This is a genomic window from Marivivens sp. LCG002, from assembly GCF_030264275.1.
Lineage (GTDB): Bacteria > Pseudomonadota > Alphaproteobacteria > Rhodobacterales > Rhodobacteraceae > Marivivens.
In genome coordinates this window covers 2901814-2927283 of sequence record NZ_CP127165.1, presented here as the reverse complement: position 1 = coordinate 2927283, position 25470 = coordinate 2901814, and the positions used below count along the sequence as shown (strand labels likewise).

27 protein-coding genes are annotated in these 25470 nt (G+C 56.1%); 8 read left to right on the top strand and 19 right to left on the bottom strand.

The genetic code is table 11. The annotated features are described in order from the left end of the window. Window positions 1-89 precede the first annotated feature (89 nt). On the top strand, window positions 90-302 hold the full coding sequence (locus tag QQG91_RS14475; RefSeq protein WP_285770926.1) for a rod-binding protein: 213 nt from the start codon (window positions 90-92) through the stop codon (window positions 300-302). Continuing rightward, the gene (locus QQG91_RS14470) at window positions 292-600 is read left to right on the top strand and encodes a hypothetical protein (protein ID WP_285770925.1); all 309 of its coding nucleotides are present in this window, start codon (window positions 292-294) and stop codon (window positions 598-600) included. The genes QQG91_RS14475 and QQG91_RS14470 overlap by 11 nt, the downstream gene beginning before the upstream one ends. 152 nt (window positions 601-752) lie before the next feature. On the opposite strand, the gene QQG91_RS14465 is transcribed toward QQG91_RS14470, so the two are convergent. The 9 genes from QQG91_RS14465 to QQG91_RS14425 form a co-directional block, all read right to left on the bottom strand. Continuing rightward, entirely contained in the window at window positions 753-2162 is a 1410-nt protein-coding gene (locus tag QQG91_RS14465) for a flagellar hook protein FlgE (protein WP_285770924.1), read from the bottom strand. A gap of 83 nt (window positions 2163-2245) precedes the next feature. Continuing rightward, window positions 2246-3049 carry a flagellar motor protein MotB gene (locus QQG91_RS14460; RefSeq protein ID WP_285770923.1) on the bottom strand — a complete coding sequence of 268 codons (804 nt, stop codon included), beginning with the start codon at window positions 3047-3049 and terminating at the stop codon, window positions 2246-2248. Window positions 3050-3116: 67 nt separating this feature from the next. Further along, the gene (locus QQG91_RS14455) at window positions 3117-3875 is read right to left on the bottom strand and encodes an FkbM family methyltransferase (protein WP_285770922.1); all 759 of its coding nucleotides are present in this window, start codon (window positions 3873-3875) and stop codon (window positions 3117-3119) included. Next, window positions 3875-4273: a DUF6165 family protein gene (locus QQG91_RS14450; protein ID WP_285770921.1), complete on the bottom strand. Its 399-nt coding sequence runs from the start codon at window positions 4271-4273 to the stop codon at window positions 3875-3877. Before QQG91_RS14450 ends, QQG91_RS14455 begins: the two co-directional genes overlap by 1 nt. Beyond that, window positions 4270-5619: a tetratricopeptide repeat protein gene (locus QQG91_RS14445; protein WP_285770920.1), complete on the bottom strand. Its 1350-nt coding sequence runs from the start codon at window positions 5617-5619 to the stop codon at window positions 4270-4272. The genes QQG91_RS14450 and QQG91_RS14445 overlap by 4 nt, the downstream gene beginning before the upstream one ends. Before the next feature lies 1 nt (window position 5620). Next, entirely contained in the window at window positions 5621-6400 is a 780-nt protein-coding gene (locus QQG91_RS14440; RefSeq protein WP_285770919.1) for a hypothetical protein, read from the bottom strand. A 65-nt stretch (window positions 6401-6465) separates the two neighbouring features. After that, complete coding sequence (locus QQG91_RS14435) at window positions 6466-7518, bottom strand: Gfo/Idh/MocA family protein (protein ID WP_285770918.1); 1053 nt, start codon at window positions 7516-7518, stop codon at window positions 6466-6468. After that, window positions 7518-8303, bottom strand: coding sequence for a ThuA domain-containing protein (locus tag QQG91_RS14430; protein ID WP_285770917.1), 786 nt, complete (start codon window positions 8301-8303; stop codon window positions 7518-7520). Before QQG91_RS14430 ends, QQG91_RS14435 begins: the two co-directional genes overlap by 1 nt. A 93-nt stretch (window positions 8304-8396) precedes the next feature. Further along, on the bottom strand, window positions 8397-8639 hold the full coding sequence (locus QQG91_RS14425) for a hypothetical protein (protein WP_285770916.1): 243 nt from the start codon (window positions 8637-8639) through the stop codon (window positions 8397-8399). A 152-nt stretch (window positions 8640-8791) separates the two neighbouring features. On the opposite strand from QQG91_RS14425, the gene QQG91_RS14420 reads away from it, so the two are divergent. Further along, window positions 8792-9400, top strand: coding sequence for a TetR family transcriptional regulator C-terminal domain-containing protein (locus tag QQG91_RS14420; protein ID WP_285770915.1), 609 nt, complete (start codon window positions 8792-8794; stop codon window positions 9398-9400). Here QQG91_RS14420 and QQG91_RS14415 read toward each other — a convergent pair whose 3' ends face one another. From QQG91_RS14415 to QQG91_RS14400, 4 genes are read right to left on the bottom strand one after another with little or no spacing between them, the layout of a single operon-like run. After that, window positions 9401-10024: an ATP-binding cassette domain-containing protein gene (locus QQG91_RS14415; protein WP_285770914.1), complete on the bottom strand. Its 624-nt coding sequence runs from the start codon at window positions 10022-10024 to the stop codon at window positions 9401-9403. After that, window positions 10017-11681 carry an ABC transporter permease gene (locus QQG91_RS14410; protein ID WP_285770913.1) on the bottom strand — a complete coding sequence of 555 codons (1665 nt, stop codon included), beginning with the start codon at window positions 11679-11681 and terminating at the stop codon, window positions 10017-10019. The genes QQG91_RS14415 and QQG91_RS14410 overlap by 8 nt, the downstream gene beginning before the upstream one ends. 13 nt (window positions 11682-11694) lie before the next feature. Next, window positions 11695-12891 (bottom strand): ABC transporter substrate-binding protein, encoded by a 1197-nt coding sequence (locus tag QQG91_RS14405; RefSeq protein ID WP_285770912.1) that lies wholly within the window; start codon window positions 12889-12891, stop codon window positions 11695-11697. After that, window positions 12888-13511 carry a CDP-alcohol phosphatidyltransferase family protein gene (locus QQG91_RS14400; RefSeq protein WP_285770911.1) on the bottom strand — a complete coding sequence of 208 codons (624 nt, stop codon included), beginning with the start codon at window positions 13509-13511 and terminating at the stop codon, window positions 12888-12890. Before QQG91_RS14400 ends, QQG91_RS14405 begins: the two co-directional genes overlap by 4 nt. A 163-nt stretch (window positions 13512-13674) precedes the next feature. Here QQG91_RS14400 and QQG91_RS14395 point away from each other — a divergent pair, with 163 nt between their 5' ends. From QQG91_RS14395 to acuI, 4 genes are read left to right on the top strand one after another with little or no spacing between them, the layout of a single operon-like run. Continuing rightward, on the top strand, window positions 13675-14784 hold the full coding sequence (locus QQG91_RS14395; RefSeq protein ID WP_285770910.1) for a THUMP domain-containing class I SAM-dependent RNA methyltransferase: 1110 nt from the start codon (window positions 13675-13677) through the stop codon (window positions 14782-14784). 16 nt (window positions 14785-14800) lie between these two features. Beyond that, on the top strand, window positions 14801-15940 hold the full coding sequence (locus QQG91_RS14390; protein WP_285770909.1) for an iron-containing alcohol dehydrogenase: 1140 nt from the start codon (window positions 14801-14803) through the stop codon (window positions 15938-15940). A gap of 43 nt (window positions 15941-15983) precedes the next feature. Then, window positions 15984-16601: an acrylate utilization transcriptional regulator AcuR gene (acuR, locus tag QQG91_RS14385; RefSeq protein WP_285770908.1), complete on the top strand. Its 618-nt coding sequence runs from the start codon at window positions 15984-15986 to the stop codon at window positions 16599-16601. Next, window positions 16598-17590 (top strand): acrylyl-CoA reductase (NADPH), encoded by a 993-nt coding sequence (gene acuI, locus QQG91_RS14380; RefSeq protein ID WP_285770907.1) that lies wholly within the window; start codon window positions 16598-16600, stop codon window positions 17588-17590. Before acuR ends, acuI begins: the two co-directional genes overlap by 4 nt. Here the strand turns inward: acuI and QQG91_RS14375 are convergent, their stop codons facing one another. The 6 genes from QQG91_RS14375 to QQG91_RS14350 form a co-directional block, all read right to left on the bottom strand. After that, complete coding sequence (locus QQG91_RS14375) at window positions 17591-19252, bottom strand: GMC family oxidoreductase (protein WP_285770906.1); 1662 nt, start codon at window positions 19250-19252, stop codon at window positions 17591-17593. 110 nt (window positions 19253-19362) lie between these two features. Continuing rightward, window positions 19363-20598, bottom strand: coding sequence for a fumarylacetoacetase (gene fahA, locus QQG91_RS14370; RefSeq protein ID WP_285770905.1), 1236 nt, complete (start codon window positions 20596-20598; stop codon window positions 19363-19365). 30 nt (window positions 20599-20628) lie between these two features. Next, a complete protein-coding gene (gene hmgA / locus QQG91_RS14365; protein ID WP_502881581.1) occupies window positions 20629-21981 on the bottom strand; it encodes a homogentisate 1,2-dioxygenase in 1353 nt (450 codons plus the stop codon). Between the two features lie 13 nt (window positions 21982-21994). After that, window positions 21995-22195: a DUF2783 domain-containing protein gene (locus QQG91_RS14360; RefSeq protein WP_285770904.1), complete on the bottom strand. Its 201-nt coding sequence runs from the start codon at window positions 22193-22195 to the stop codon at window positions 21995-21997. 3 nt (window positions 22196-22198) lie between these two features. Continuing rightward, complete coding sequence (locus QQG91_RS14355) at window positions 22199-23824, bottom strand: FAD-dependent oxidoreductase (RefSeq protein ID WP_285770903.1); 1626 nt, start codon at window positions 23822-23824, stop codon at window positions 22199-22201. Between the two features lie 23 nt (window positions 23825-23847). After that, entirely contained in the window at window positions 23848-24798 is a 951-nt protein-coding gene (locus QQG91_RS14350; protein ID WP_285770902.1) for an MBL fold metallo-hydrolase, read from the bottom strand. A 163-nt stretch (window positions 24799-24961) separates the two neighbouring features. Between QQG91_RS14350 and QQG91_RS14345 the strand changes: the two genes are divergently transcribed. After that, complete coding sequence (locus QQG91_RS14345; RefSeq protein ID WP_285770901.1) at window positions 24962-25444, top strand: MarR family winged helix-turn-helix transcriptional regulator; 483 nt, start codon at window positions 24962-24964, stop codon at window positions 25442-25444. The last annotated feature ends 26 nt before the right edge of the window (window positions 25445-25470 follow it).

Sequence of the window (25470 nt, the reverse complement as noted above, 5' to 3'; positions counted from 1 at the left end):
CGAATGTTTACGAAAACGGGCTTTTTTAGCCTCATCGCGCAATAATGGAGGCCCGAATGGAGACGGTGCACGCCCAAAACCAAAGCTTGATGAAAGCAGCCCGATTGCTTGAGCGGCAACTCATCGAAGACATGTTGAAATCCTCGAAAATCGGGGAGTTTTCCGCCGAATTCGCCAAGAGCGACGCCGCAGACCAATTCTCGTCGTTCCTGCGTCAAAGCTATAGTGAACAGCTTTCAAATTCAGGAAAATTCGGCATCGCCGAAATGATTTTCAAGGGGATGACCACTGATGCAGACTGACCTTTACGGTGTTCTGACCGAGGAACGGCGCGCACTTCTGAGTGGCGACTTCGACAAACTCGAGCCCTTTGCCGCCGCAAAAGAGGCCTTCCTCACCACCTTGGAACGACAACCCGATGCGCGTATCCATGCGCTTCTTTTGCAAAATGCCCGCTTGATCGAAGCCGCGCGCAGCGGAGTGCGTCAGGCACGCGAACAAATCGCCGAAATCCGCAACTTTGGCCGTAGTCTCGGGACTTACAACGCCGAAGGGCAGCGTGAAAAAACTGGCCAAAAGGCAGAGCTCGGGCGGTTTTGATAGAATTTTCCTGAATATCCGAGGTCCCGTTAGGCGCTTGTTAGAAGTTGTCGCGCCAGAAACAGGCATCTCCTTACGAGACACGCCCATCAAAACTTTGGGCACTTCGGCCAGAACGGCTTGTTTGAAAACCCCGGCGCAAAAGCGCCACCTTAAAAGGACACCAACATGTCAAGCATTCTGACCAACAATGGCGCCATGGTCGCACTCCAAACGCTCAAGGGCATCAATTCCGAGCTGGGCAAAACCCAAGAAATGATTTCCACGGGTCGCTCGGTCAACTCTGCCAAGGACAACGCCACGGTCTGAATCACCTTGGCGTTCGAGGAATAGGCCCTCTGGGTCTGGATCAATTCGGTCAATTCGCCCGCAACATCGGTTGTGCTTTCCTCTTGGGCAAAGCCGACGATGTCCCCTGTAGGACCGTCGCCCGCATCCCAGAGAAAGAACGAACCGCTGTCGGGAGTGGGGCGATAGGTTTGGTAATCGAGCGTCTCGAGCCCATTGGTGTTGGAGACATCGACCAGAGGGATCTGATAAATCACACGATTGATCCCGATATCGAACGAGGCTCTGACAAAGCCGTTTGCGTCGACTTCGATCGACGTCATGTTGCCGACGGGTGTGCCGTTCTTGGAAATAGCAACGGGGGCGAAGCTATCCGAAAGCTGGCTCATACCGCCCGCGCTCCCCAATGTGCCAACGGCGATGGTCACGGGTCCGCCGTCGACATTGATCGTGACCGTGCCTTCGGCCGCGTTATAGGCCCCGCCACTGAGCGCAGAAACGGATGTAAGCGTTCCGCCCGCGCCGCGCGTATCGTCAAAAGCGAGTGTATATTCCCCGATCACCGCATTGGACGATGCGCTATCGCGAATGGTCATAGTCCATGTGTTGGAGGACCCCGTCGCAGGCACGGTCGGCGTGAAAGCAAGTGTCAGATTTTCCGATTTCCCCAAGTTATCGAAATATTCGATAGAGAGTTCCTCGCTCGTCCCGGTCGCTCCCGCTTCGGTCGAGGTGGCAGGAAGGTTCACGGCAAGGTCGATTTTGGTCGTCGCCTCGCCCGCGAATTGGTTCGAGTTCACGCGGATGGGTTGAAGCCCGTCCACAGTATCACGCGGAAAAGTCGGGATGGTGCCATCCGGATTTGCGGGCCAACCCATGAGAACGAGGCCCGATGACGTTTTCAAATATCCCTGATCGTCAGTGCGGAACGATCCTGTCGTGGCGAGCATCAGGGGATTGTCGCCGTTGTCGAAGGAAACGGAAGCCTCGCTCGTCACAGGAAGCATGCCGCGGCCCCGCACGGCAAGATCCGTCGCATTCGATGTAGAAACCAAGGCCCCGCTTTGGTCGATCAGACGCATGTTTGTCGTTCGCACGCCCCCCGCAGAATAGACGCCGGTGGAGTTATCGATGACCATGGAATGGAAGTCGGTCGAAATCCGTTTGTAGCCATAGGTCGAGGAGTTCGCGATGTTGTCCGAAATGGCAGCAAGGCGCGTTGCATTCGCCGCCAAACCCGCCACCGAAGCGTTCAATGAGGATGAAATCGTCACAAGCTGGCCTTTCTGGTCAAGAGCATGACACAGGCTTACATCGTGCGAGTTAACAGCCCGCTAACCGAATTTATAAAATAACTTCAATTTCTTAGAACGATAATCTCGATTCGGTTGTTCTCTACCGCCATCGGATCGATCTTCATCGCGCGGCGATCGGCATAGGCTTCGAGGCGTTTGATCTGTCTGGGGAGAACGCCTGTTGCGACCAGCGCGGCACGAAAATGTTCGGCCCGCTCGAACGTTTCCTTCCAGATGTCCCGATCCTGTCGCACGGTAGGATAGGAGGCCTGATGCCCGTAAATCGCGATGCCGTTCGGCGCTTGGGCGGCGAGTTCGGTGAATTGACCGATGATCCCTAGAAGCAGGCTGCTCGGCCGCCCATCAGCGACAAACAACTGTGCGTCCTCACGTTCGAAAATGGTGATGGAGAGACCCTCATCGGTGAGTTCGGTGACAACGTGTCGGAGGGCCAGATCAGAGAGCAAGCTTTCGCCGCCTTTACCGATCAGAACCTGTTCAAGCTCTTGGAGAAAGGCGGTGTCGGACGGCTCTTGGGTTTGGGCCATCATTGCGTCTTCGTCGGATTGGAGCCCGCCAGTTCCCGAGTCCGCCAGCGTATTTTGGGAAAAGATATCATCGCCACTGAATGGAGCTTCGCCGCCGCCGGAGATCCTTACGATCGGGATGGTCGGTGCGAAATAGTCCGCGATCCCTTTGCGCTGCTGTTCGGTCGTGGCGTTCAGAAGCCACATCAGCATGAAGAACGCCATCATCGCGGTGACGAAGTCCGCATAGGCGACTTTCCATGCGCCGCCGTGGTGACCGCCCCCTGAGATCACCTTTTTACGCTTGATGATAATGGGACGTAATTGCGTCTCACTCATAGTCCACCTCACTTCACCCATCGTCAAACTGTGGGCAAAGGGGTGAAGGAGGGCTTAATTCTCGGGGCTAATTGGGTTTATGGTAAATTTCATCGGGACCACAAAACTCGACAAGATTATAGCCGTTTGCGGTCATGATCTTGCGAGTGTCGGAACCGCCCGAGTTGTTTTCGATGGCCCAGATCGCAACGCGATGCCGATCAAAGGGGAAACTTTCGAGAACGGCAAGCTCTCCTCCTTCGATATCAAGCGAGACGAAATCGGGATGATCCGTCCCCGTCGCGGCAATGATATCGGAGAGGGTCCGCATTTGAACCGTGATCACGTTTTCCTCGTGTCTTGGGTCCTGACGCACTCTCTCGAGAAGTTTGGGGTCATAGTGGTCGAGCAAGCCGCTCATTTGGGTGTATCCCTGCGAGACTGCAATGAACTCGGCGGTGCCCGTTTGCGGGCCGACCGCACAATTCAGACAGGGCGATTTGCGTGCTGACTTTGCCTTCTCGAAAAACGTAGGCATCGGTTCGACAAGCACCCCGCTCCAACCGCGCTGCTGCTCAAAAAACAGCGAATTGGACCCCATGATCCCGTCATAGGCGCCGACATCGACAAAAACGCCGCCGCGTTTTTGTTTCAGGATTCGATCGACCACCACATCCTGTCCTGCCTGTGACGCATAGGCATAGTTCGGGTGCAATCGCCCCATAATCTCGTGCCGTTCACGGATCAGTTCGGCGCGGGCACGGGTTCGGGTCGCTGCCAGTCGGGCGTCGATCTGTGTAAGCGCAGTTCTAAGGGTCTCGATTGCGGCCTTATGCTCGGGGATCACTATGAGGCCTCGGTCGAGTGATAGGACTTTTCCTCGACTAGGTCGGAGCCGAGCAGAAGGTTGATCTTTTTCTTCACGACGGCGCGCAGGTCATTGGTAAAATAGACCGCGCGGGCGAGTTCAATAAAGGTTGGGCCGAAATCCTTGTTCGCTTCACAGGCGCGGATATCGTCTTCGATCACCCAAAGTTTGCAGTTGATGGCGTAGAGTTCGTCCCAAAGCGAAGTGAGTTCTGAAGAGTCGGGCATGGCCTCTTGGGCGACTTTGGCGAGAACGTCTTGCTCGTGACGGATGTTGGAAAGTTTGGCCTCGTCGGAGATCTGCTCGGACTTGATCCTGAGGATCGTGAGCTTGTCGATCAGTTCACCAGGGGAGGTCGGGGTAAGGATTGTGTTCATGCTCTCAAACCAAATTCTGTGTCCAATGCCGCAAGGACCGCGTCTTGAACGCTTTGCCAGTCGCGGGGCACGGGTTGGCGGAAAAGGCGCATGGATGGATACCAAGGGGTTGTCGTTCCCGTATGGGTGTAGACCCAGAATGAGTCCCAATGAAGGAGAACCCATGTCGGAATTCCGAGCGAACCCGCAATATGCGCGGTGGCCGTATCCGAGGTGATGACAAGGTCCATTTCCCTCATCATCGCAGCGCAATCACCGAAATGCCGATCATGTGCGGCAGCATTCAGGATGAGCGCTGCGGTGCCGTCGGCCTCGTACGGGGCCAGCTCGGGGCCTTTGTAGAGAGAGAAAAGTTGGGCGCGTGGAAGATCGGTCAGCGGGAGAAAATCACGATGGCTGAAAGAGCGGAAGCTATTGCCCTTGTAGGTCGTTGATCCTGTCCAGACGACACCGATTTTGAAACGGTCGCTGTATGGGGCGGTAAACGTTCGGGCCCGCTCGATACTGTCATCCGGGATTTGGAGCTTGGTCGGTTCGGGAATGTCGTCCCGATCCTCGAGACCGAGGAGCGGAAGATCGAAGAGGCTCAGCCAATAGTCGAATTTTTCGGACTTGGAATAGCTTTCGCGGACTTCGTCACAGCCCTTGAGCGAGCCGAGCAAAGGCAGAAGCGGTTTCTTGGCCAGAACGCTCACATGCGCGCCGCGCGCTTTGAGGAGCGGTAGAAGACGGATCGTCAGGATAAAGTCGCCGAACCCCTGCTCCGGCATGACAAGCACCCGTTTTCCACCAAGATCCTGACCCGACCAGCGCGGAAAGTCGAGCTTTGGAAGCTTGATCTCTTTGGTGCGCCAGCGCGCGTCGTAATTGGCAAAGCCCGCTTTGTAATCACCCTTGCCGAGCTGGGCAAAGGCGAGCTGGATGCGGATTTCGGGATCGCTCGGATGTGCGGAAAGCGCGCGCTCCAGAAAGTTGATTGCATCCCGATACCGTCCTGCACTTCGCAAGCAGCGACCGATCATCGAAAGTTGATTTGTATCGTCGGGCTTGGCGTTCAGGATGAGCGAACGCAGACGGATGCTTTCGTCATAATGCCCAAGATCGGAGAGGATATTGGCCAGATTGTTGGCGACAGATCCGTTGCGCGGGCTAAGCTCGAAGGCTCGGCGATGCGCACGCAGGGCGTTTTCGTGCTGTTTGAGCGTTCTAAGAATGGAGCCCAGCCGCGACCAAGCAAGACCATCCTTGGGATGGTCGATCAAATAGTCGGTCAGATGTTTGAGCGCGGCTTCGTTGTCGCCTGCGGCTTGAGCGGCCGATGCTTGCTTGTAAAGGGAGTCGGACACGTCATTCCCTGCGCTTTTTGGGCGTTACAAGTGTCTTGGGACGCGCGGCTTCGGCCTGTTCAAAGAGCGAGAACGTCTGGTTCACATAGTTCACGGCGCCCGAGATATATTCCACATAGTCCTTGAGTTCGGGGGTGACCTCGGCCTCGGTCACGACAACGCCGCGATCCTGCGGCATGGTTTCGAAGTTGATGTAGAACAGTGGATCGCCGCGATTGATCTTGAGAGGTTGGGTGGTGTCGTGCCACTCGAACGCCCACATGAGCGGACGCGGCCAGACGTTGATCGGGAAACGCCCCCCAAAGATAGTGCCCGGCATCGGGTTTTTGGTGAAGTGCATAAAGGGACTGAGCTGTGACGCATAGACCGGCTCGTCCGAGATAAAGATATAGGGAAGGCTCAACTGGATCGTCGGAATATCGGGGTAACGCCATTCACGCTCGGGCGTGATGTGGAGCTTTTCACCAAGCTTCTTGGCTCTGATCCCGCTCGCATCGCCGTTCAGGTTACGCAGACCCGGCTTGCCGTCCTTGTCTCGGATGAACTCGAGATTGAGATCATAGGGGCAGCGAATAACGAAATACCGGCTTTCGAGGTTGATGACCGCTGGACAGCGCGACGCGGATTTGGCGTGGAGCTTGTTTTTCTCGGCACCGCGGAAGCGTTCGGGCGGATAGTAGATCACGCCGCCTTTGGGGTCGTTGAGAAACCAACCTACGGTAACTGGCCCGCTCGAAGCAGGCAGATCGCGCGTATTTTCAAATCGAACAGAGAGTTCCATGACAAGCCCCTAGGTGGTTTTCTTCAATGAAGCGTAAACCACCTAGGGTGTCAAAAGTCTTGCGCTCAAACGGACAGAGAGAGTCCGTTCTGTGCATCAGAATCCACAGCGGTATCGAGCGCCTTTTGGAGCGCTGCACCGCGCGCAAAGTCAGGTTCCGCCGCTTTGCCCGTGCGGATGGCATCGACAAACTTTTCGATGATCGACGGAGTTCTCGGGGCTTCTACCTCGGTCCAGTTAGGGCCGTGGATGTCCTCGCCAAGGCAAACGCGCATCGAGCTGACGTTTTTGACGTCTTTCACCTCGATCGCGCCTTTGGTGCCGAAGATCCTCAGTGACAGGTCATTGAAGTGGCCCGTGGCAAATCGGCTCGCGTGAATGACGCCCATCGCTCCGTTCCCAAGACGCACATGCATCGACATGCTGTCGTTGGCATCGAGAACATATTCACCGATTTTACCGCCCTCGGCCTTGTCGAAGGTGACAAGACGGCAAGACATGTCGCTCACCTCGGACCCAGCAGCAAAGGTCGCAAAGTCGAGGATGTGAACGCCGACGTCGCCCAGAACACCCTTGGAACCATGCGCTGTCGAAAGGCGCCACAACCATGTGGAGTCGGTCGACCATTCTCCCCAAGCGGGCTGCGTGAGCCAGCTCTGGAGATAGGAGGCTTCGAAATGGCGAACCTCTCCGATTGCACCTTCGGCGATCAGTTTGGCCGCGTGGGACAGACATGCGCCGTTGCGATAGGTCAGGTTGATCATGTTGACCACGCCGGCCTTGTGAGCGGCTTGCGCCATTTCAAGCGCCTGAGCGTAGTCTGTCGCGAGGGGCTTTTCACAGAGCACATGTTTGCCCGCACCAAGCAGAGGCATGGTCGTCATGTAGTGCACAGAGTCGGGCGTCACGTTGGTGGCAGCATCGAATTCGCCCCAAGCCAGCGCTTCTTCCAGATTGGAGAATCCGTGCGGGATTCCATGCTTGGCGCAGAATGCGGAGAGACGGTCGGCGTTGGTGTCGATCCCTGCCACGATTTCGACGCCGTCGATTTTGGAAAAGGTTTCGGCGTGGAAATTCGCCATGCCGCCCGTTCCGACGATAATGACCCTGAGCGACATCAACGGAAGCCCTCTTCGCCATCATGATGCAGACGTGGGCCGCGCTCTTCGATTTTCTCGGGAGCGACATCCACAGGAACATTCGGAGCATCGGTCGGGTTCGCGATGCGGGCAGCGGGGTTATAGGCCCACTTTACGGCATTGCTCAGGACCTTTTGCACATTCGCATCGTGATAGGTCGGATAAGTTTCGTGACCGGGACGGAAGTAGAAAACATTGCCCGCGCCGCGCTTGTAGGTCACGCCCGAACGGAACACTTCTCCGCCTTGGAACCAGCTGATGAACACCGTTTCAAGAGGCTCGGGGATGCCGAAAGGTTCGCCGTACATCTCTTCGTTTTCAAGTTCGAAGCTATCGGGGAGTCCCGCTGCGATGGGATGATTGCGAGAGGTCAGCCAAAGACGCTCGCGCTCGCCTGCTTCGCGCCAAGTGAGGTTGCACGGCGTGCCCATCAGACGCTTGAAGATTTTGGCGAAGTGGCCCGAATGGAGCACGATCAGACCCATGCCCGACCAGACGGCTTCGGCAACACGCTCGACGACTTCGTCGCTCACGTCACCATGCGCCGCGTGACCCCACCACAGCAAAACGTCGGTTTGTTCAAGGCGCTCTTTGGTGAGACCATGTTCGGGGTCCTGAAGCACAGCGGTCGTTGCAGTAATATCCGCATCCTTATTCAGAGCGTCCGCGATGCAGTTGTGCATGCCGTTCGGGTAAATTCCCGCAACGACTTTGTTCTTTTGCTCGTGGACGTTTTCGCCCCAAACAACGGTTCTAATTGTCATGTTTTTCTCCTCAGAGCGCTTCCAAAGCGCTTTGGATGGCATACTAGTGAATTTCGTGCCGTTCATCAATCGGGATAATACGGGGTCGTGAATTTAATTCGGACAGACCGGATTGCCGTTCCGATCGCGGAGCGGATAGCCCACCAAAGGGTCCGTTTCTTCTATGGCATAGGCGTAACAACCGTCTTCGCTCTTGAAGACGATGTCGGTCGGCACACCCGCGGGAAGCGCTGCGATCACTTGGGGCGAGCTGAGTTCCTCTTTGGTCAAAGCGGATTGATCGACCTGACAGGCCGAAACCAGCATCAAACCGACGAGACCCAAAATCATTCTCATTACAAACGCCCTATCCAAATTCCATTTTGCTATTTGGCATTGATAGCGGAGAGGTCAAATCGGGCCAAGGTTCAAAGTGATCATAAATATTGACCATTTGGTCAATATTTGGAAATCTAGGCTTGAACCGGTTTTATCGCCATTGGAAACGCATGTCGGACGTCAAGCCTCGCACTCGCATTCAGGAACGCAATCGTGGCTCGATTCTCGAAGCGGCGCTGGATGTCTTTTCGCAATACGGCTTTCGCGGCGCCACTCTCGATATGATCGCAGAAAGTGCGGGGCTCTCAAAGCCCAATCTACTTTATTATTTCACCTCGAAAGAGGCGATTTATATCGAGCTTCTGGAAACCTTGCTTGATACGTGGCTTGATCCACTTCGAGAGCTCGATCCCGAAGGCAAACCGATTGACGAAATCATGGGATATGTCCGCCGCAAAATGGATATGTCACGTGACTATCCGCGCGAGAGCCGTCTGTTCGCAAATGAAATCCTCCAAGGTGCACCGCGTATCCAACAGGATTTGACGGGGGACCTTCGCAAGCTAGTGGACGAAAAATCCAAGGTGATCCGCAAATGGCACGAGCAAGGCAAGATTGCCGATGTCGATCCCTATCACCTCATTTTTTCGATTTGGGCGCTTACCCAGCATTATGCGGACTTTGACGTTCAGGTGCGCGCTGTCTTGGGCGACAAGGACCCGTTTCCCGGGGCGAGCAGGCATCTGGAACAGATCTTTACCAAGCTTCTAACGCCCTGATCAGCCGAGAGTGATGATCGGCCCACCTGCGGCGAGCGCATCCCCTTCATCATGGGTGACCAGAACCGCGGGAATTCCGCGTTCTTTTATGCGATCGAACACCAGACGTCGGACCGTGTCGCGCAGCGCGTTGTCGAGCTTGGAAAACGGCTCGTCGAGCAGAAGCGCTTGGGGTTTTGCAACGAGCGCTCGCATCAGGGCAACCCGCGCCTTTTGGCCCCCCGAGAGCGTTTCTGGATCACGGGTTTCAAAGCCCTCGAGATCGACTTGGGACAGGGCGGTTCTAACGGCGAGGTCCCGATCGCTTGGATCGCGCAGGCCAAAGGCGATATTGCCGCCCACAGACATGTGCGGAAACAACAGCGGGTCTTGAAACAGAATTCCGATGTTGCGCAAATGCGGTGGAACCTCGGTGAGGTCCTTGTCCCCGAGGGAAATGCGGCCTTCTGCCGTGAATTCAGGCGAAAGATGGCCCGTCATCCAAGCCAGCAGCGTCGACTTGCCCGCGCCAGAGGGTCCCATGATCGTCAAAATCCGTGATGGCGGGACTTGGAAATCCAGCTCGAGAAGGGGCCTGTTGTCCAACGAAATTCTGAGCGCACGAACGGTGAGCGTCTCATCCATTTTGCATTCCCTTTCTATTGCGCCAGATCACAGCGGGTAGGATGATCGCCACCCCGAAAGGAAGCACTGCGGCAAGCGTTTGCACAAGGCCATAAAGACCAATCACCCGACGATCCCCCCCCGATGCTAGTGCAACCGCTTCGGTGGTGATCGTTACAACCCGTCCCGCGCCAATTAGGAGCGTCGGAAGATATTGCGCCACGGATACGGCGAACCCGATCGCAAGAGCAGCCAAACTCGGACCCAAAAGCATCGGAAGCGTCACGGTCAAAAAGACCCTGAAGGGGTGAACGCCGAGCCCCAGCGCAATCGACCGATACCGAGGGTCAATACCGTTGAACGGACCATATAGCGCCAGCACCATATAAGGCAGAACGAACAGAATATGGACGGAAACAACAGCCCAGAAGGAAGCGCCGATATCCATAGCGAGCATCAGATTCGCGATCCCAGGTAGAAAGACGACCTGCGGCAGCAGGAGCGCGAGGTAGATGAAACCAAGAAACTTTTGAGCGCCGTTCAGCAACAAGAGGGCGAGCCCGTATGAAACAGCGCTCGACACAGTCGCAACAGCAAGTGTCGGACCGAGAACGGCGAGCGCCTCGGGACCGAAGCGGGTCCAGTTCTTTGCCGTTAGTTGATCGGGCCAGAGGTCGGGAAAGCTCCAGAAACCTGCAAACGACCAGACGACAAGCGATACGATCCCAACGGCCAGAACCGACATAAGGCCGAAGACAAAAATCACAGCCGCGTTTACCAGCCGCTGCGCGCCATGACGCCTGCCGCTATTGATCCATTTTTTGAGGAACAGAGACGAAAGTCTCTCGAGCGAAAGCCAAGCAAGAAACGCGATGAGGAGAACGCCGAATTGGATCACGGCGAGCGCTGATCCGACCAGTCGTTCGCTGAGGTCTGGGGCGGACATGAAACGGGTGATCAACACGGAAAGCGTGGGAGGTGTCGAAGGTCCGAGGATGAGTGCAACGTCGACCACCGAAACCGAAAAGCAGAGCACCGCAAAGATCGGAAGCCGTATGCGATGATAGACTTGGGGGGCAATGACCTTGAGCCACCCCGTGACATGATCGTAGCCAAGCGAGGAGAATATCCTGGCGCTTTGAGCAGGTCGGGTCTGGGACAGGGCTGTAACGGCCATCAAGAGGAGAAAAGGGATTTCCTTGGCCGCAAGCCCCAAAACAAGAGAGAGCCCGAAAGGATCATTGAGAATGACGACGTCGGGCGGGCGATCAAAGCCCGCCAAATTTGCGAAAAGCCGAACAGCCCAACCTGATGGAGCAATTACAAAGGCTATGCCGAATGCCGCTGCAGCATGAGGCACCGCGAGAAGTGGCGCAGCAAACTCGAGCAATCGGTTAAAGCGTGCGTGCCGTGTCAGTGCTGCGAGGAGCAGCAGCGTCGCCACGCAAGCAAGTGCGGTAGAGAGAAGACCTGTTCCCAATGAAAGGAGCATCGCACGCCACACGCCCGGAACCGAAAGCGCCGACTTCAGGAATAAAAGGGACGGCTCAGTGCGGCCAAGCACGGGAAAGATGCCGAATGCGGGCAGAACCACACCCAGCAAACCAGAAAGCAAAACGCTGGCGGCGACCACCAGAACGGCAATCGCCAACCAGCGAATATGGAGCGAGCGGCCCAAGTTTTGGCTTGGGTCAGTTTGCACCGTAACGCGCAGTCCAATCCTCGGCGATGCGTGTCATCCAGCTTGGATGCGGCTCGGGGAGAACCGCGCCAAGCTCCGAGGGGGTGAGAGTGGCGATCCCGAGTTCAAGCGCATCGAAAGCGGCGCGATCCGGTTCGGAAAGTGCATCCATGTCGAGCACGGTACCATATCCGAGGATAGCGGGATCCTGCGCGCGAAGCTGTGCCTCGGACGAGAGGAGGAAGTTTGCGACTACCATCGCGCCTTCGGTTGCACTCGAATTATAGGGGATCGCAACAAAGGAGGCATTGCCGAGCGTTCCGCCGTCAAGAACCGAAGTGCGCACCGTATCGGGCAGTTGGCCGTTCGCGATGGCGGCTGTCGCTTCGCCCGGACTAAAGGAAATGGCCAAGTCGATTTCGTTATCCGCAATCAGCTGGAGCTGTGCGGGTCCCGTTTGCGGATAAACCTCGCCACCGCGCCACAAATTCGGCGTAAGTGTCTCTATATAGGCCCAAAGCGGCTCTGTTACTGTATCATAGTCCGCGTCCGAGACAGGCTCGGCCAGCCTTTGGGGATCATCGGTCAATGAAACCAGCGCCTGTTTCAAAAAGGTCGTTCCAAGGAAATCCGGTGGCTGCGGAAAGGTAAAGCGGCCTGGATTGGCCTCGGCCCAGACACGTATCGCGTCCATTGACGTCAGAGGCTCGGAAATGTCGGCGGTGTCATACATGAAGACCACCTGAGCCATGGCCCAAGGGCTTTCGTAGCCGTCGGTCGGAACCGTAAAATCGGTTTGCACGGTCTTGCCGTTCGTATCCACAAAAGCCCAGTTCGGAAGTTGCTCGGCAAAGGGGCCATAAAGAAGACCCGCTTCTTTCATCGAGGCAAAGTTTGCCCCGTTGATCCAGATGAGATCAATCGCTCCGCCCGTATCTTTGCCGGCTTCCTTTTCGGAAATGACACGCGTTACAGCGTCGGCCGTGTCGGTCAATTTGACGTGCTCGAGCGTAACGCCAAAATCTTCTTCTACACGCTTACCGACCCACGCGATAAAGTCGTTCGTGGTGGTCGAGCCACCCCATGCATTCCAATAGACCGTCTGTCCTTTTGCGGACTCGAGGACCTCGGCCCAATCGCTCGGGTCCGTCTGGGCCTGAGCAAACGCAGGCATGCAAAGGCTTAACGCAATCGCCAATTTCTTCATTTATCTACCTTTAAGTCAGAGAAAACTTTTCGGGCGCCAAAGAGTCGTAGCCCGCCCGTCACAAAGCACAGTCCACCGAAACCGAAGGCCAGCCAGACGAATGCACTCGGTATAAGGCAAAGCGCCATGAAAAAGAGGATCGTTTCGGTGCCTTCAAGCAGACCTTGGGAAAAATAGAGCGACTTGATCCCCTGATGGTCCGTTTTCATCCCGTGCTTTTCTGCAAGTATCGCATAGCCGAGAAAGCTTGCTCCGTTGAAGTAAAACGAAGTCAGCAAGAACGCACCTGCAATTCCGTTCTGTGCAGGATCAAACCAGACAAACGCCAAAGGAATGGCGCCATAGAATAAGAAGTCCGACGTGATATCGAGATACCCGCCGAAGTCGCTCGGCTTTGTTGCTCGGGCAATCGCACCGTCGAGGCCGTCGGCAAATCGGCTGAGTATGATGAAAGCAAGCCCCAAGAGGAACGCACCTTGGGCGATCGCAATGGCGGAGACGAGACCGATAACGAGGCCGATCAAGGTCACAAAATCGGCATTGAGCCCACGTGTGGCGCAGAACCGACCCAAATGGTTCAGGGGCGGATCAATGAGTTTACGAACTGAGGCGTCAAGCATTTGTATCCCCGAAATTTCTTCATAATTCGCCCAATATGCGGCCTCTGACAATTGCTCCCACGACTTTGTTATCGTTTGACGCAATTTCGATGCACAGAGAGGACAGGGTTCCGGTCCTCAGATTTGTGTCGCTCGCAAAAGGGAATAGCGATAAGGAGGCGGAATGACACAGACAACGCCCTTTGAAATCCTTCTTGTGACCGCCCCCGGACTTGAGGCGCCTCTTGCCGAAGAGGCCCGCGAACTTGGATTTGACGTCCAAGGCGCCATTACCGGCGGCGTCACAGTCAACGGGGACTGGAACGATGTCTGGCGTGCCAATCTTGAGCTGCGCGGAGCGGGTCGGGTTCTTGCACGGATCGGCTCGTTCATGGCCTTCCACCTCGCGCAGCTTGATAAACGCGCTCGGAAATTTCCGTGGAACGAGATTTTTGACCCTCGGTATCCTATCAAGGTCGAAGTCACCTCGAAGAAATCCAAGATATATCACGCTGGAGCCGCTACGCAGCGCATTGAAACGGCGCTGAAAGAGACGCTTGGCGCGACGATTTCTCCCGATGCCGACATTACGCTCAAAGTGCGGATAGATGACAATCTCTGCACGTTCAGCGTCGATACCTCGGGCGAGTCCTTGCACAAGCGCGGTCACAAAGAAGCCGTGGGTAAAGCGCCTATGCGAGAGAACCTTGCGGCTCTATTCCTGCGCCAATGCGGTTATTCGGGAACCGAAACCGTTATCGATCCGATGTGCGGGTCCGGCACCTTTGTCATCGAAGCGGCCGAGATTGCACTTGGGCTTCAGCCGGGGCGAAATCGTGGTTTTGCCTTTGAAAAATTCGCCAATTTCGACACCGAGGCTTTTGCGAGACTCAAACGCGCCGAGATCGGGCAAACCGAACTTCGGTTCTATGGTTCGGACCGTGACCAAGGTGCGGTTCGGATGAGCGCGGCGAATGCCGAACGCGCTGGCGTGGCCGAGTTCACACGCTTCAAACACGCCGCTGTGAGTGATCTTGAGCGTCCCGAGGGCGCACCCGGACTTGTGATCGTGAATCCGCCCTATGGGGCACGGATCGGTGATCGAAAGCTTCTGTTCTCGGTCTATGGCGCATTGGGCAAAACCTTGCTCGAGCGTTTCAAAGGCTGGCGCGTGGGGATGATCACAAGCGACGCGGGCCTTGCCAAATCGTCGGGACTTCCGTTTCTCCCCGTCGAAGAAACCGTCTCGCATGGCGGTTTGAGGATCAGCCTTTTCCGCACTGAACCGCTCTAGGCGCTAGGGGATCGAAATGGTCGCTTCATTCGGTTTTTCGACAAGCACCGAGATTGTTTTCGGCCGAGGCACAAGCAAAGATGCCGCCTCCAGAATTGCATCCTTTGGACGAAACGTTCTTGTCGTCATGGGCAAGGATACCAAGCGCGCGGACTGGTTGATTTCTGCGCTGGGCGAGCTTGGCTGCTCTGTAAAAATAGTCTCTATTCAGGCCGAACCCGATATTTCTATGATTGAAGCGGGGCGGTCGGCGGGTCACGGTTGTGAGGTTGTGGCCGCCGTCGGCGGCGGTGCCGTAATCGATGCGGGCAAGGCGATTGCCGCGCTTGTCCCGTCTCGCCATGACATCATGCACCATCTTGAAGTGGTCGGGCGGGGACAACCCTTGGATATGCCCCCTCTTCCGTTTGTTGCGATTCCGACGACCGCAGGCACGGGCGCTGAAGTGACCAAGAATGCGGTGATCGGTGTGCCGGATCATCGGCGCAAGGTGTCGATGCGCGATCTCGCGATGCTCCCCAAACTCGCAATCATTGATCCGAGTCTGACGGACCGGACGCCAAAATCCGCTACGCTTGCTTCGGGGCTCGATGCGATCACCCAAGTCATCGAACCCTATGTCTGCACCAAGGCCAATTTACTCACCGACACAATTTGCCGAGACGCGATCCCTCGCGGGCTGGCCGCGCTTCGCAGGTTGATGGATGAGGAAACCCAGATGGCCCGAGACGAAATGGCCTATGTTAGTCTCTGTGGCGGGCTTGCTCTGGCGAACGCGGGTCTGGGAGTGATCCATGGTCTGGCAGGGCCGCTCGGCGGGCTTTCCAACGCGCCCCATGGGGCGATTTGTGGGACGCTGCTTCCCTATGGGCTTGCGCTCAACTTTGCAAAAGTGACGGACCAAACGCTGAGAGCACGGCTTGCCGACGTTCGTGAGATGATTGGGGCAGAATTTAGCGTCTCGGCCGATCGAGCCTTTGACACTCTTGCCGAGTGGTCGCAGAGCCATGGGCTCTTGGGATTGGACGGTCTGGGGATCAGAAGCGAAGATCGCTCAAACGCAGCGGTGGCTGCGGCAAGTTCTTCATCAATGAAAGCGAACCCTGCGGATCTGAGCGCCGAGGATCTCCTGTCGATGATGGAACAGGCACGATAGATATGGGGGTTGCATTAATTAGACCAGTCAGTCTAATTAATGCATGGAGCACAATGCACGACCCAGAGGCCGCCCCAAGAAGGCCCCTCAAGACCAGCACACACGGCGCTTACTCATCAGGGCGGGACTTCGGCACCTGACCGAGCGCGGCTACACGCCTGTCGGAATCGAGGATATCCTTCGGGAGGCAGGCGTTCCCAAGGGCAGTTTCTATCATTACTTCCCTTCGAAAGCGGACTTCGGCCTCGAGCTGATCACGGAATACGACAGCTATTTCCGGTCGAAACTTCTGAGCCACTTTGCCGACGCGTCCCTTGGTCCGATTGATCGGCTGAAGAACTTTGTTCGCGATGCAGAAAACGGGATGGCGAAACACGACTTCAAGCGAGGCTGTCTCGTAGGGAACCTTGGACAGGAAATGGGCGCTTTGCCGCCTGATTTTCGCGCCCGTATCATCGCGGTATTCCAGAGTTGGCAAGATATCACAGCCAAGCTTTTCATCGAACTCGGAGTCGATGAACCGCACGCGCTTGCCGCTTTTTTCTGGACCGGATGGGAGGGCGCAGTGCTGCGCGCAAAACTCGAACTTTCGGCAGAACCACTTCGGACTTTTGCCGATCTCTTTTTTCAAATCCTGCAACTGCGAGGACATCTCAAATGACACATGCAATCGTCATCGACAAAGTCGACGATCACCAAACGGTTGAACAAAAAACCGTTTCACTTCCCGATTTGGCCGAAGGTGATGTGTCGGTCAAAGTCGCTTGGTCCACACTCAATTACAAAGACGCGCTCGCGATCACCGGCGCATCGCCCGTGGTTCGAAGCTTTCCCATGGTGCCGGGCATCGATCTTTCGGGAATTGTGCTCGAAAGCAGACATGCGGGGTTCAAGAAAGGAGATCGGGTTGTCCTGAACGGCTGGGGCGTCGGCGAAAAGCACTGGGGTGGGCTCGCCGATGAGGCGCGGCTCAAGGGCGACTGGCTTGTCAAACTCCCCGAGAGCATTTCACTTCGCCAAGCCATGGCAATCGGAACAGCAGGTTATACCGCAATGCTCTGCGTTCTTGCTCTCGAGGCGAATGGTGTCACGCCTGAAAAGGGAGAAGTGGTTGTAACAGGCGCTGCAGGCGGCGTCGGAAGCGTTGCGACGGCACTTCTTGCGGCGAAAGGCTATCACGTTGCGGCTGTAACGGGCCGCCCCGAAGAAGAGGATTATCTTAGGTCGCTAGGGGCCTCTTCGATCATCAACAGAGAAGAGCTTTCAGGTAAGGCGCGCGCGTTGAACAAAGAGCGCTGGGCGGGCGCGGTCGATGTCGTGGGCGGTAATGTTCTGGCAAATGTGATTTCCATGATCTCTTATGGAGGCTGTGTCGCGGCCTGTGGGCTTGCCGGTGGAATGGATCTCCCCACTTCGGTGGCGCCTTTCATCCTTCGCGGGGTCACTCTGGCAGGTGTGGACAGTGTGATGCGCCCGACCTCGGAACGGATCGAAGCTTGGGACCGTCTTGCAACCGATCTCGATATGGAAAAACTTGAATCCATGACAAAAGAAGTCGCGTTCAAAGACGTCATCGCGATTGCACCCGATTTTCTCGCTGGCAAGGTCCGCGGGCGCATCGTGGTGCCCGTAGATCCTTCGCTCAATTGATCAGGGTGCGGCCGCGAGAATGAGCGCGGCCGCTCTTTCTGCGATCATCAAAGTGGGGGAATTGGTGTTGCCAGATGTGATCGTCGGCATGATGCCTGCATCGGCCACTCGAAGCCCCTTTACCCCGATCACTTTCAGCTCGGTATCGACAACGGCGGTTTGATCCTCGGTTCGGCCCATTTTGGTGGTGCCGACAGGATGGAAAATCGTGCTCGCGATGTCACCGGCCAGCCGCGCAAGCTCTTCATCTGTTTGGAACTGGGGTCCCGGTTTCCATTCGATGGGCTCATACTTGGCAAGCGCAGGCTGGTTCACGATGTGACGTACCTGCCGCATGGACTGGGCAGCGATGAGCCGATCTTCCTCGGTGGAAAGATAGTTGGGCGCTATTTTCGGCGCCACAAAGGGATCATTCGACTTGATCTCGACCGAGCCGCGCGAAGTCGGATTGAGATTGCAAACGCTCGCTGTGAAGGCTGGAAAATCGTGGAGCGGCTCTCCGAAGGCATCGAGGCTGAGCGGCTGGACGTGATATTCGAGATTGGCGTGCCTTTGCTCGGGTCCGGAACGGGTGAAGGCACCAAGTTGTGAAGGCGCCATGCTCATCGGGCCAGATCGAAAGAGGACATACTCTGCGCCGATCATTGCCTTGCCCCAAAGAGTGGCCGCCAATTTGTTCAGGGTCTTTGCACCCTTGATCTTGAACACCGTTCGGATTTGTAAGTGATCCTGGAGATTGCGCCCGACGCCGCTTCGGTTCGCGACCACATCTATCCCGTTTTGGCGCAGTATTTCCGCGGGGCCGATGCCCGAAAGTTGAAGGATTTGCGGCGACCCGATGGCCCCAGCACTCAGAACGACTTCTCTGCGTGCATTCACCTTGAGCGTTTGCCCAGCGCGGCGAAGCTGGACACCACGGCATTGCACGGCTCCGTTTGCGTCCTTTTCCAAAACAAGCTTTTCGACCTGAGCTTCGGTCCAGATGACCAGATTGGAGCGATGTCGAGCCGGACGTAAAAACGCTTTGGATGTGTTCCAGCGCCAGCCTTTGCGTTGGTTCACTTCGAAATAGCCGACGCCTTCGTTATCTCCGGTATTGAAGTCATCGACCTTGGGGACGCCTGCTTGCTCGGCTGCATCGGCAAAACTCTCGAGAATATCCCAGCGCAAACGCTGTTTTTCGACGCGCCATTCGCCGCCGTGGCCGTGAAGATCGGAGAATTTGCGATTATGCCCGATTTCGGGATCGGCACCGTGATCGAGCCTGTGATGGTTTTCGTGCTGCTTGAAAACGGGAAGGACATTGTCCCAGCTCCAAGCGGTGTCACCGACCAAGTCGGCCCACTGATCATAGTCGCGCGCCTGTCCGCGCATATAGATCATTCCGTTGATAGACGAGCAGCCGCCAAGCGTTTTGCCGCGCGGATACCGAAGACTGCGCCCGTTGAGGCCCAATTCTTGTTCGGTGGAATAAAGCCAATCGGTGCGCGGGTTTCCGATGCAATAAAGATATCCGACCGGAATATGGATCCAGTGGTAATTGTCCCGCTTCCCCGCTTCGAGGAGCAGAACACGGTTCTTTGGGTCGGCACTCAGTCTGTTGGCGAGAAGGCAGCCCGCGCTGCCTGCCCCGACAACGATGTAGTCGAACTCGGATTCCATCGCTTTTGCCTCCCTTTTCCTCGATGCAGAGTTTAACGCATTCGAAGCGGAGGTCACGCTTAGGATGACACTATTTGCGGGATGCCGTCATTTGATGACGGCCCGAGTTATCAGAGTTTCCTTGCGGGCAAAAGCTTGCCCGAGCACTCACCAAAGCCGATCGTATATCCTTCGCCCTTGGCCGCGCCGCGCAAGGTCAGGGTATCGCCGTCTTCTATGAAAGAACGGGTTTCACCAGTGTCGAGGGTCAGGGGCTCTTTGCCGCCCCAGCTCAGTTCGAGGAGCGAACCGCGGCTTTCTTTGGTTGCGCCCGAAATTGTGCCTGATCCAAGGAGATCACCGACGCGCATAGGGCATCCACTTGTCGTGTGATGCGCAAGCTGTTGGGCGGCAGAGTAATACATCTCGCGATAATTGGTGCGACTGATCACGGTTTCGGACTTGCCCTCGGGGGCCATAGTCACTTCGAGATCGATGTCGTAGAGCATCGGTGCAGGTTCAGCGAGATAGTCGAGCAAGGGCTTTTCACGCTCGGGCGTCGATACGCGGAACGGCTCCAAAGCGGCGGCTGTCACGATCCAAGGGCTGATTGTGGTCGCGGTCGCCTTGGCTTGGAACGGCCCCAGAGGTTGATATTCCCATGCTTGGATATCGCGCGCGGACCAGTCATTCAAAAGAACGTAGCCAAAGATATTCTCGAAAGCTTCCGTCACAGAGATCGGTCCGTTCGAGGCGGTTCCGACAATGGCACCCATTTCAAGCTCGATATCGAAACGGGCCGAGGGACCGAACCGAGGGAGTTCGTCATTCGGACCTTTGAGCTGGCCGTGTGGACGCACAACAGGCGTGCCCGAAACCACGACCGAAGACGCACGGCCGTTATAGCCGATGGGAATATGAAGCCAGTTCGGCGGAAGAGCGTTTTCGGGCCCGCGGAACATGGTCCCGACATTGAATGCGTGATTTCGACCCGCGTAAAAGTCGGTATATTCGGTCACCGCAAAAGGCATAAGCATTTTGATATCTGAAAGCGGGACCAGATATCGGGAAAGGTCGGTCCGACCGCCCTCTGCCAGCATCTCGGTCAAAAGGCGCCTCAGTTTGGCCCAGGCACTCGGACCCAGAGCCATGAAGGCATTCCAGCTTCCTGTAACGAGTGTCTGGTCAAAGGACAAAGCCGCGTCCAATTCCATCGCTGCAAGGTTCAAAGCTTGATCGCCGATCGCGACACCGCATTGCGGTGACTGTCCGTTTACGGTGAAGACGCCATAAGGAAGGTTGTTGAGCGGAAACGGGCATTGCGCCGAGTTCGCGGACTCGACCCAAGAGCGGAGCAGCTTTGTCATGGATTATCCTTTTTCACTTGGCCTTGGGTGTTACTTTGTTCCTGGAGTGCCATCGAACTTTTTCTCAAGGTCTTCCCAGCAATCGATATAGTCGTCCTGAAGCGGCGCCTCCTTGCCCGCAAATTCGGTCAAATGCTGCGGAAAGCGGGTCTCGAACATAAAGGACATGGTGTTCTCGAGCTTGACGGGACTGAGGTTCGAATTCGACGCATGTTCAAAGGCGTTCTTATCGGGGCCATGCGGGATCATCATATTGTGCAGGCTCATACCGCCCGGAATGAATCCTTGGGGCTTGGCATCATACTGGCCATAGATATTGCCCATCAGCTCGGACATGATGTTCTTGTGATACCAAGGCGGACGGAAGGTATTTTCGGCAACCATCCAACGCTCACGGAAGAGAACAAAGTCGATGTTCGCGGTTCCCGGCACGCCCGAAGGCGCAGTCAGCACCGTAAAGATCGACGGATCAGGGTGGTCAAAGAGGATCGCGCCGACAGGGCAATAGGTTTTGAGATCGTATTTATACGGCGCATAGTTCCCATGCCACGCCACAACATCGAGTGGGGATTGCCCGATCTTGGTCTGGTGGAACTGGCCGCACCATTTGATGGTCAGGGTCGAGGGGACCTCGCGGTCTTCAAAAGCGGCAACAGGTGCTTTGAAATCGCGCGGGTTGGCAAGCGCGTTTGCCCCGATGGGCCCACGGGCGGGCAGCTCGAACTTTTGGCCATAGTTTTCGCAAACAAATCCGCGGCAGGGTCCTTCGAGCACTTCGACACGATAGACGAGACCGCGCGGCAGGATCGCGATTTCCTGTGGCTCGAGGTCGATGATCCCAAGCTCGGTGCAGAACCGCAAACGGCCTTGTTGGGGGACGACAAGAAGTTCAGAGTCAGCCGAGAAAAAATATGCGTCCACCATGGATTTGGTCACAAGGTAGACATGGCTTGCCATACCGACTTGGGTATTCACATCGCCTGCGGTCGTCATGGTCCGCATTCCTGTGATCCAGTCGAGATCGCCCTCTGCTTCGATCGGGTCCCAACGATATTGACCAAGCGAAGTGACATCAGGGTCAACGTTCGGCGCGGACTTCCAATAGGGCACATCGATCTTGGTATAGCGGGCCGAGTGCTTGACCGAAGGACGAATACGATAGGTCCACGTGCGCTCGGGCGGGTTCGCCGTGAACGCCGTGCCCGAAAGTTGCTCGCCATAGAGCCCATAGTTGCACTTTTGCGGTGAGTTCATCCCCTGAGGCAATGCACCCGGCAGCGCCTCGGTTTCGAAGTCGTTCCCAAAACCCGGCATGTAACCGGGATACGTTCCGGTCGTATCGGTGGCTCGGATCATTCCTTTTGGAAGGTCATGAACGATCATGTCGATGGTCCTTTCAGGTGGCGCTGGGCGATTTAGCCGCTGCGATAGCTTGGCGAAGCACGTCACGATTTCCGACTTGATTTGCCAGAACAAGGATCAAGCGGGCATTGAGCGCGGCACTTTCTTCGTCGGACAAACCTTCATGTGCTTCGATCAATTCGTTATAAAATCCATCCGGGTCAGGGATATTGGGATCAGTATTGAGCGAGGTCATGCTCTAGGCCTTTCCAATTGCTGTGCGAAGCGCTGAAACAGTTGCAGCCATGTCGAAACTTGCCCAGCGTGCGGCAACATGTTGGTCAGGCCGGATAAGGTAAACGCCTGCTGCCGCGGAACCGAGATACCGCTTTGCCAGCTCACAGCTTGGATCGTCGGCGGCAGTGACTGCAACGCGCCGAACGGGGATGCTGTCGATCGCACCTATTTCCGGAGCTTCGGCATCAATCGTCAAGAGGGCGAATTCGTTCCCGAGCTTCTCCAGCAGATAACCCGTTCCAAGCGGTGCGTCGGGACATGGGCTCCCTACCCTTGTGCGGTCGGGCCCGCCTTGAAGGGCGTCCGGGCCGTTGAGAGAAAGCCCATCGTAGACACAAGGAAGCGACAAGCGCCCCGAGTTCACGAGAGGACGCGCAAAAGAGTAATGCTCGGCCAAGTCGAGAACAGCGTTGCGGAAGATGTGGCTCGTTTTGGATTTGGGCGTGATGAAATCAGTCGAGCGGGTGGAGTTACGAATATTCTCATCCGCTCCATAAGCCCGCTCTTCGTGATAGGTATCAAGGAGCCGGTCAGGAGCCTTGCCATTGATCACCAAGCCAAGTTTCCAACCGAGGTTGTCCACGTCCTGAAGACCCGAGTTCGCTCCACGCGCGCCAAAGGGCGAAACCTGATGCGCTGCGTCACCCGCAAAGAGGACACGGCCATGGCGGAACTTTTTCATACGGCGGCACTGGAAGGTGTAGATCGATGACCAGACTATCTCGTAATCGATACCGTCGCCGAGCATGGCATCGATCCGCTTGCAGATGTTTTCTTCCTTGAGTTCTTCTTTACGATCCACGTCCCATCCGATCTGAAAGTCGATCCGCCAAATATCGTCTGGCTGTTTATGAAGAAGGGTCGAGGCACCTGATTTGAACCATGGCTCGAACCAGAACCAACGCTCGGTCGGGAAGCTCGCGCCATTCATCTTGATATCGGCGATCAGGAAGCTGTCCTGAAAGACGCGGCCCTCGAAATCGAGCTCCATCATGGATCGAAGTGGAGAAGAGGCACCATCCGCACCGATCAACCAATCAGCCTCGATCCGATAGGGGCCTTCGGGCGTCATGATGCTGAGGAGGACGTGGTCTTCCTTTACCTCGACCGCATCAACGCGGTTCTTGCCACGCAGTTCGATCGGAGCGCCTTTGGCTTGCGCCTCGCGGACCCGTTCGACAATGAATTTCTCGAAATAGGGCTGTTGAAGATTGATGAAAGCGGGAAACTTGTGTCCCTCTTCAGGGAGCAGGTTGAACTCGAAAACCTTGCGGTCATCGTGGAACACTTTGCCTAAGTTCCAAACAACGCCCTTGTCGAGCATTGGCGCGCTACAGCCATAGCGGTCGGCAATTTCAAGGGTGCGCTTTGCAAAGCAGATGGCGCGGCTTCCCTTGCCGATCCCCTCATGGTCATCAAGGACGACAACGGGAATACCTTGGAGACCGAGGTCCAAGGCGGTCGCGATGCCCACGGGACCACCCCCCATGACTACAACCGGATGACGCACGGGAGTGGGGCTATCCTGATCTGAATTACGTTCATAGGGATAAAGTCTGAATGCGAGCTTGTAGCGGTCGTCTAACATCTCTGATCCTCCACCACGCCCGATTAGCCCTGAAGCTGTTCCCACATTTCCATGTCGCGCTGGGCGGTCCAGATCCGCGGAGTATCGATCCCGCGCGCTTCGTCATAGGCACGTGCCACGTTAAAGGGCAGGCAATGCTCGTAGATCGCATAATCTTTAAACTTGGGATCACATTCGGCGCGCACGGCATCCCATGCTTCCTTGAGCGAACCGCCGCGTGCGGCAACCGCCGCTGCGGGGCGATAGGTGGAAGCTACAAAATCGCGGGTGTTTTCGATGGCTTTGCCGACCATTTCCTTGCCGACAAGCGCGTCACCACGACCTGGTGCGATGGCGTCGACGTCAAACGCTTTGATCGCGTCGAGCGTGTTTCCCCAGTCTTTGAAATGTCCGTCACCGCAATAACAAGCCGAATGATATTCAACGATGTCTCCGGTAAACATCACATTCTGATCCGGGACGTGGATAACGATATCACCTGCGGTATGGGCGCGGCCGAGGTGCATGAGATCAATGCGCCGATTGCCGAGATGCACAGTCATCCGGTCATTAAATGTGGTCGTCGGCCAGGTCAGACCAGGGATTGATTCATGACTTTCGAAGAGACGCGGGAAACGCTGGAATTCAGAGTCCCAGTCTTCCTGACCACGTTCAACAACCATTCCGCGTGCCTTTTCGCCCATGATGATCTGCTGCGCACCAAAGGCCGAGGCACCAAGAACGCGCACTGCGTGATAGTGGGTGAGAACGACGTGAGAAATCGGTTTGTCCGTCACGGAACGGACGCATTCTATGACCTTGTTTGCCAGCCTTGGCGTGGCCTGCGCTTCGACGATCATCACACTCTCATCGCCGATGATAACGCCCGAGTTCGGATCACCTTCGGCGGTAAAGGCGTAGAGCCCCTCTCCGACCTCGGTAAAGCTGATTTGCTTTTCGGTCATGTCGCCTTGCGACGCGAATGCTTTCGCCATCTTCCTTGCTCCCCTTGATGATGCAACAAACAGGATTCCCTATCGTTGCATTTGCACCAATATAAAGTTGCAAATGCAACGAAGTCAATCTTCCATGCTCTGATTGTTGCATTTGCGATGGTTTTCCCTGAAGAAAGAGAGAGTAAACGCTAGGGCTAGGGAAATGACGACGCCTAAGAACCAACTCCGCAAAGAGATCACGGATGGCTTCGAGCTTGGTCGGTTCACGCCTTATCGCTCGGCCGTTGTGGCACAGCTTTTGAGCGAGGCTTTGGCGCGCGAGTACCGTGACCGTTTCGGTATTTCGATACCTGATTGGCGCGTGCTTGTGCATCTAAGCGCAGACGATGGCGCCTCGGTCCGTGACATAGAACAAAAGGTTGCCATGGAGAAATCCAAGGTCAGCCGCGCTGCGTCTCGACTTGTCGCCAGAGGGCTGATCGCTCGCACCAAGAACGAGACTGACGGTCGCTTGCTACACTTTTCCCTTACGGAACAAGGGTGGGCCATGATGGCGGAACTGCTGCCGCTCGCGAACGCGTTTCAGCGCAGAATTGATGCCGCATTGGGTCAAGGAGCGGAAGCCTTTGAAGACGGGCTCACTCGGCTTTGGGAAGAATTCGAGACCCAGCACGAACAAGAGTAGCGCGGTCGAACAGAACTCTCGGATCG

What these genes read in the sequence shown, in the direction of transcription:
- QQG91_RS14395 (WP_285770910.1), top strand. Translation starts at nt 13,675, where the DNA reads ATGACACAGACAACGCCCTTTGAAATCCTTCTTGTGACCGCCCCCGGA.
- hmgA (WP_502881581.1), bottom strand. Translation starts at nt 21,981, where the DNA reads ATGATCGTTCATGACCTTCCAAAAGGAATGATCCGAGCCACCGATACG.
- QQG91_RS14430 (WP_285770917.1), bottom strand. Translation starts at nt 8,303, where the DNA reads ATGACAATTAGAACCGTTGTTTGGGGCGAAAACGTCCACGAGCAAAAG.
- QQG91_RS14390 (WP_285770909.1), top strand. Translation starts at nt 14,801, where the DNA reads ATGGTCGCTTCATTCGGTTTTTCGACAAGCACCGAGATTGTTTTCGGC.
- QQG91_RS14440 (WP_285770919.1), bottom strand. Translation starts at nt 6,400, where the DNA reads ATGGAACTCTCTGTTCGATTTGAAAATACGCGCGATCTGCCTGCTTCG.
- QQG91_RS14425 (WP_285770916.1), bottom strand. Translation starts at nt 8,639, where the DNA reads ATGAGAATGATTTTGGGTCTCGTCGGTTTGATGCTGGTTTCGGCCTGT.
- QQG91_RS14450 (WP_285770921.1), bottom strand. Translation starts at nt 4,273, where the DNA reads ATGAACACAATCCTTACCCCGACCTCCCCTGGTGAACTGATCGACAAG.
- QQG91_RS14415 (WP_285770914.1), bottom strand. Translation starts at nt 10,024, where the DNA reads ATGGATGAGACGCTCACCGTTCGTGCGCTCAGAATTTCGTTGGACAAC.
- QQG91_RS14350 (WP_285770902.1), bottom strand. Translation starts at nt 24,798, where the DNA reads ATGGCGAAAGCATTCGCGTCGCAAGGCGACATGACCGAAAAGCAAATC.
- QQG91_RS14400 (WP_285770911.1), bottom strand. Translation starts at nt 13,511, where the DNA reads ATGCTTGACGCCTCAGTTCGTAAACTCATTGATCCGCCCCTGAACCAT.
- QQG91_RS14460 (WP_285770923.1), bottom strand. Translation starts at nt 3,049, where the DNA reads ATGAGTGAGACGCAATTACGTCCCATTATCATCAAGCGTAAAAAGGTG.
- QQG91_RS14420 (WP_285770915.1), top strand. Translation starts at nt 8,792, where the DNA reads ATGTCGGACGTCAAGCCTCGCACTCGCATTCAGGAACGCAATCGTGGC.
- QQG91_RS14470 (WP_285770925.1), top strand. Translation starts at nt 292, where the DNA reads ATGCAGACTGACCTTTACGGTGTTCTGACCGAGGAACGGCGCGCACTT.
- QQG91_RS14405 (WP_285770912.1), bottom strand. Translation starts at nt 12,891, where the DNA reads ATGAAGAAATTGGCGATTGCGTTAAGCCTTTGCATGCCTGCGTTTGCT.
- QQG91_RS14475 (WP_285770926.1), top strand. Translation starts at nt 90, where the DNA reads ATGAAAGCAGCCCGATTGCTTGAGCGGCAACTCATCGAAGACATGTTG.
- acuR (WP_285770908.1), top strand. Translation starts at nt 15,984, where the DNA reads ATGGAGCACAATGCACGACCCAGAGGCCGCCCCAAGAAGGCCCCTCAA.
- QQG91_RS14435 (WP_285770918.1), bottom strand. Translation starts at nt 7,518, where the DNA reads ATGTCGCTCAGGGTCATTATCGTCGGAACGGGCGGCATGGCGAATTTC.
- QQG91_RS14345 (WP_285770901.1), top strand. Translation starts at nt 24,962, where the DNA reads ATGACGACGCCTAAGAACCAACTCCGCAAAGAGATCACGGATGGCTTC.
- QQG91_RS14375 (WP_285770906.1), bottom strand. Translation starts at nt 19,252, where the DNA reads ATGGAATCCGAGTTCGACTACATCGTTGTCGGGGCAGGCAGCGCGGGC.
- QQG91_RS14360 (WP_285770904.1), bottom strand. Translation starts at nt 22,195, where the DNA reads ATGACCTCGCTCAATACTGATCCCAATATCCCTGACCCGGATGGATTT.
- acuI (WP_285770907.1), top strand. Translation starts at nt 16,598, where the DNA reads ATGACACATGCAATCGTCATCGACAAAGTCGACGATCACCAAACGGTT.
- QQG91_RS14355 (WP_285770903.1), bottom strand. Translation starts at nt 23,824, where the DNA reads ATGTTAGACGACCGCTACAAGCTCGCATTCAGACTTTATCCCTATGAA.
- fahA (WP_285770905.1), bottom strand. Translation starts at nt 20,598, where the DNA reads ATGACAAAGCTGCTCCGCTCTTGGGTCGAGTCCGCGAACTCGGCGCAA.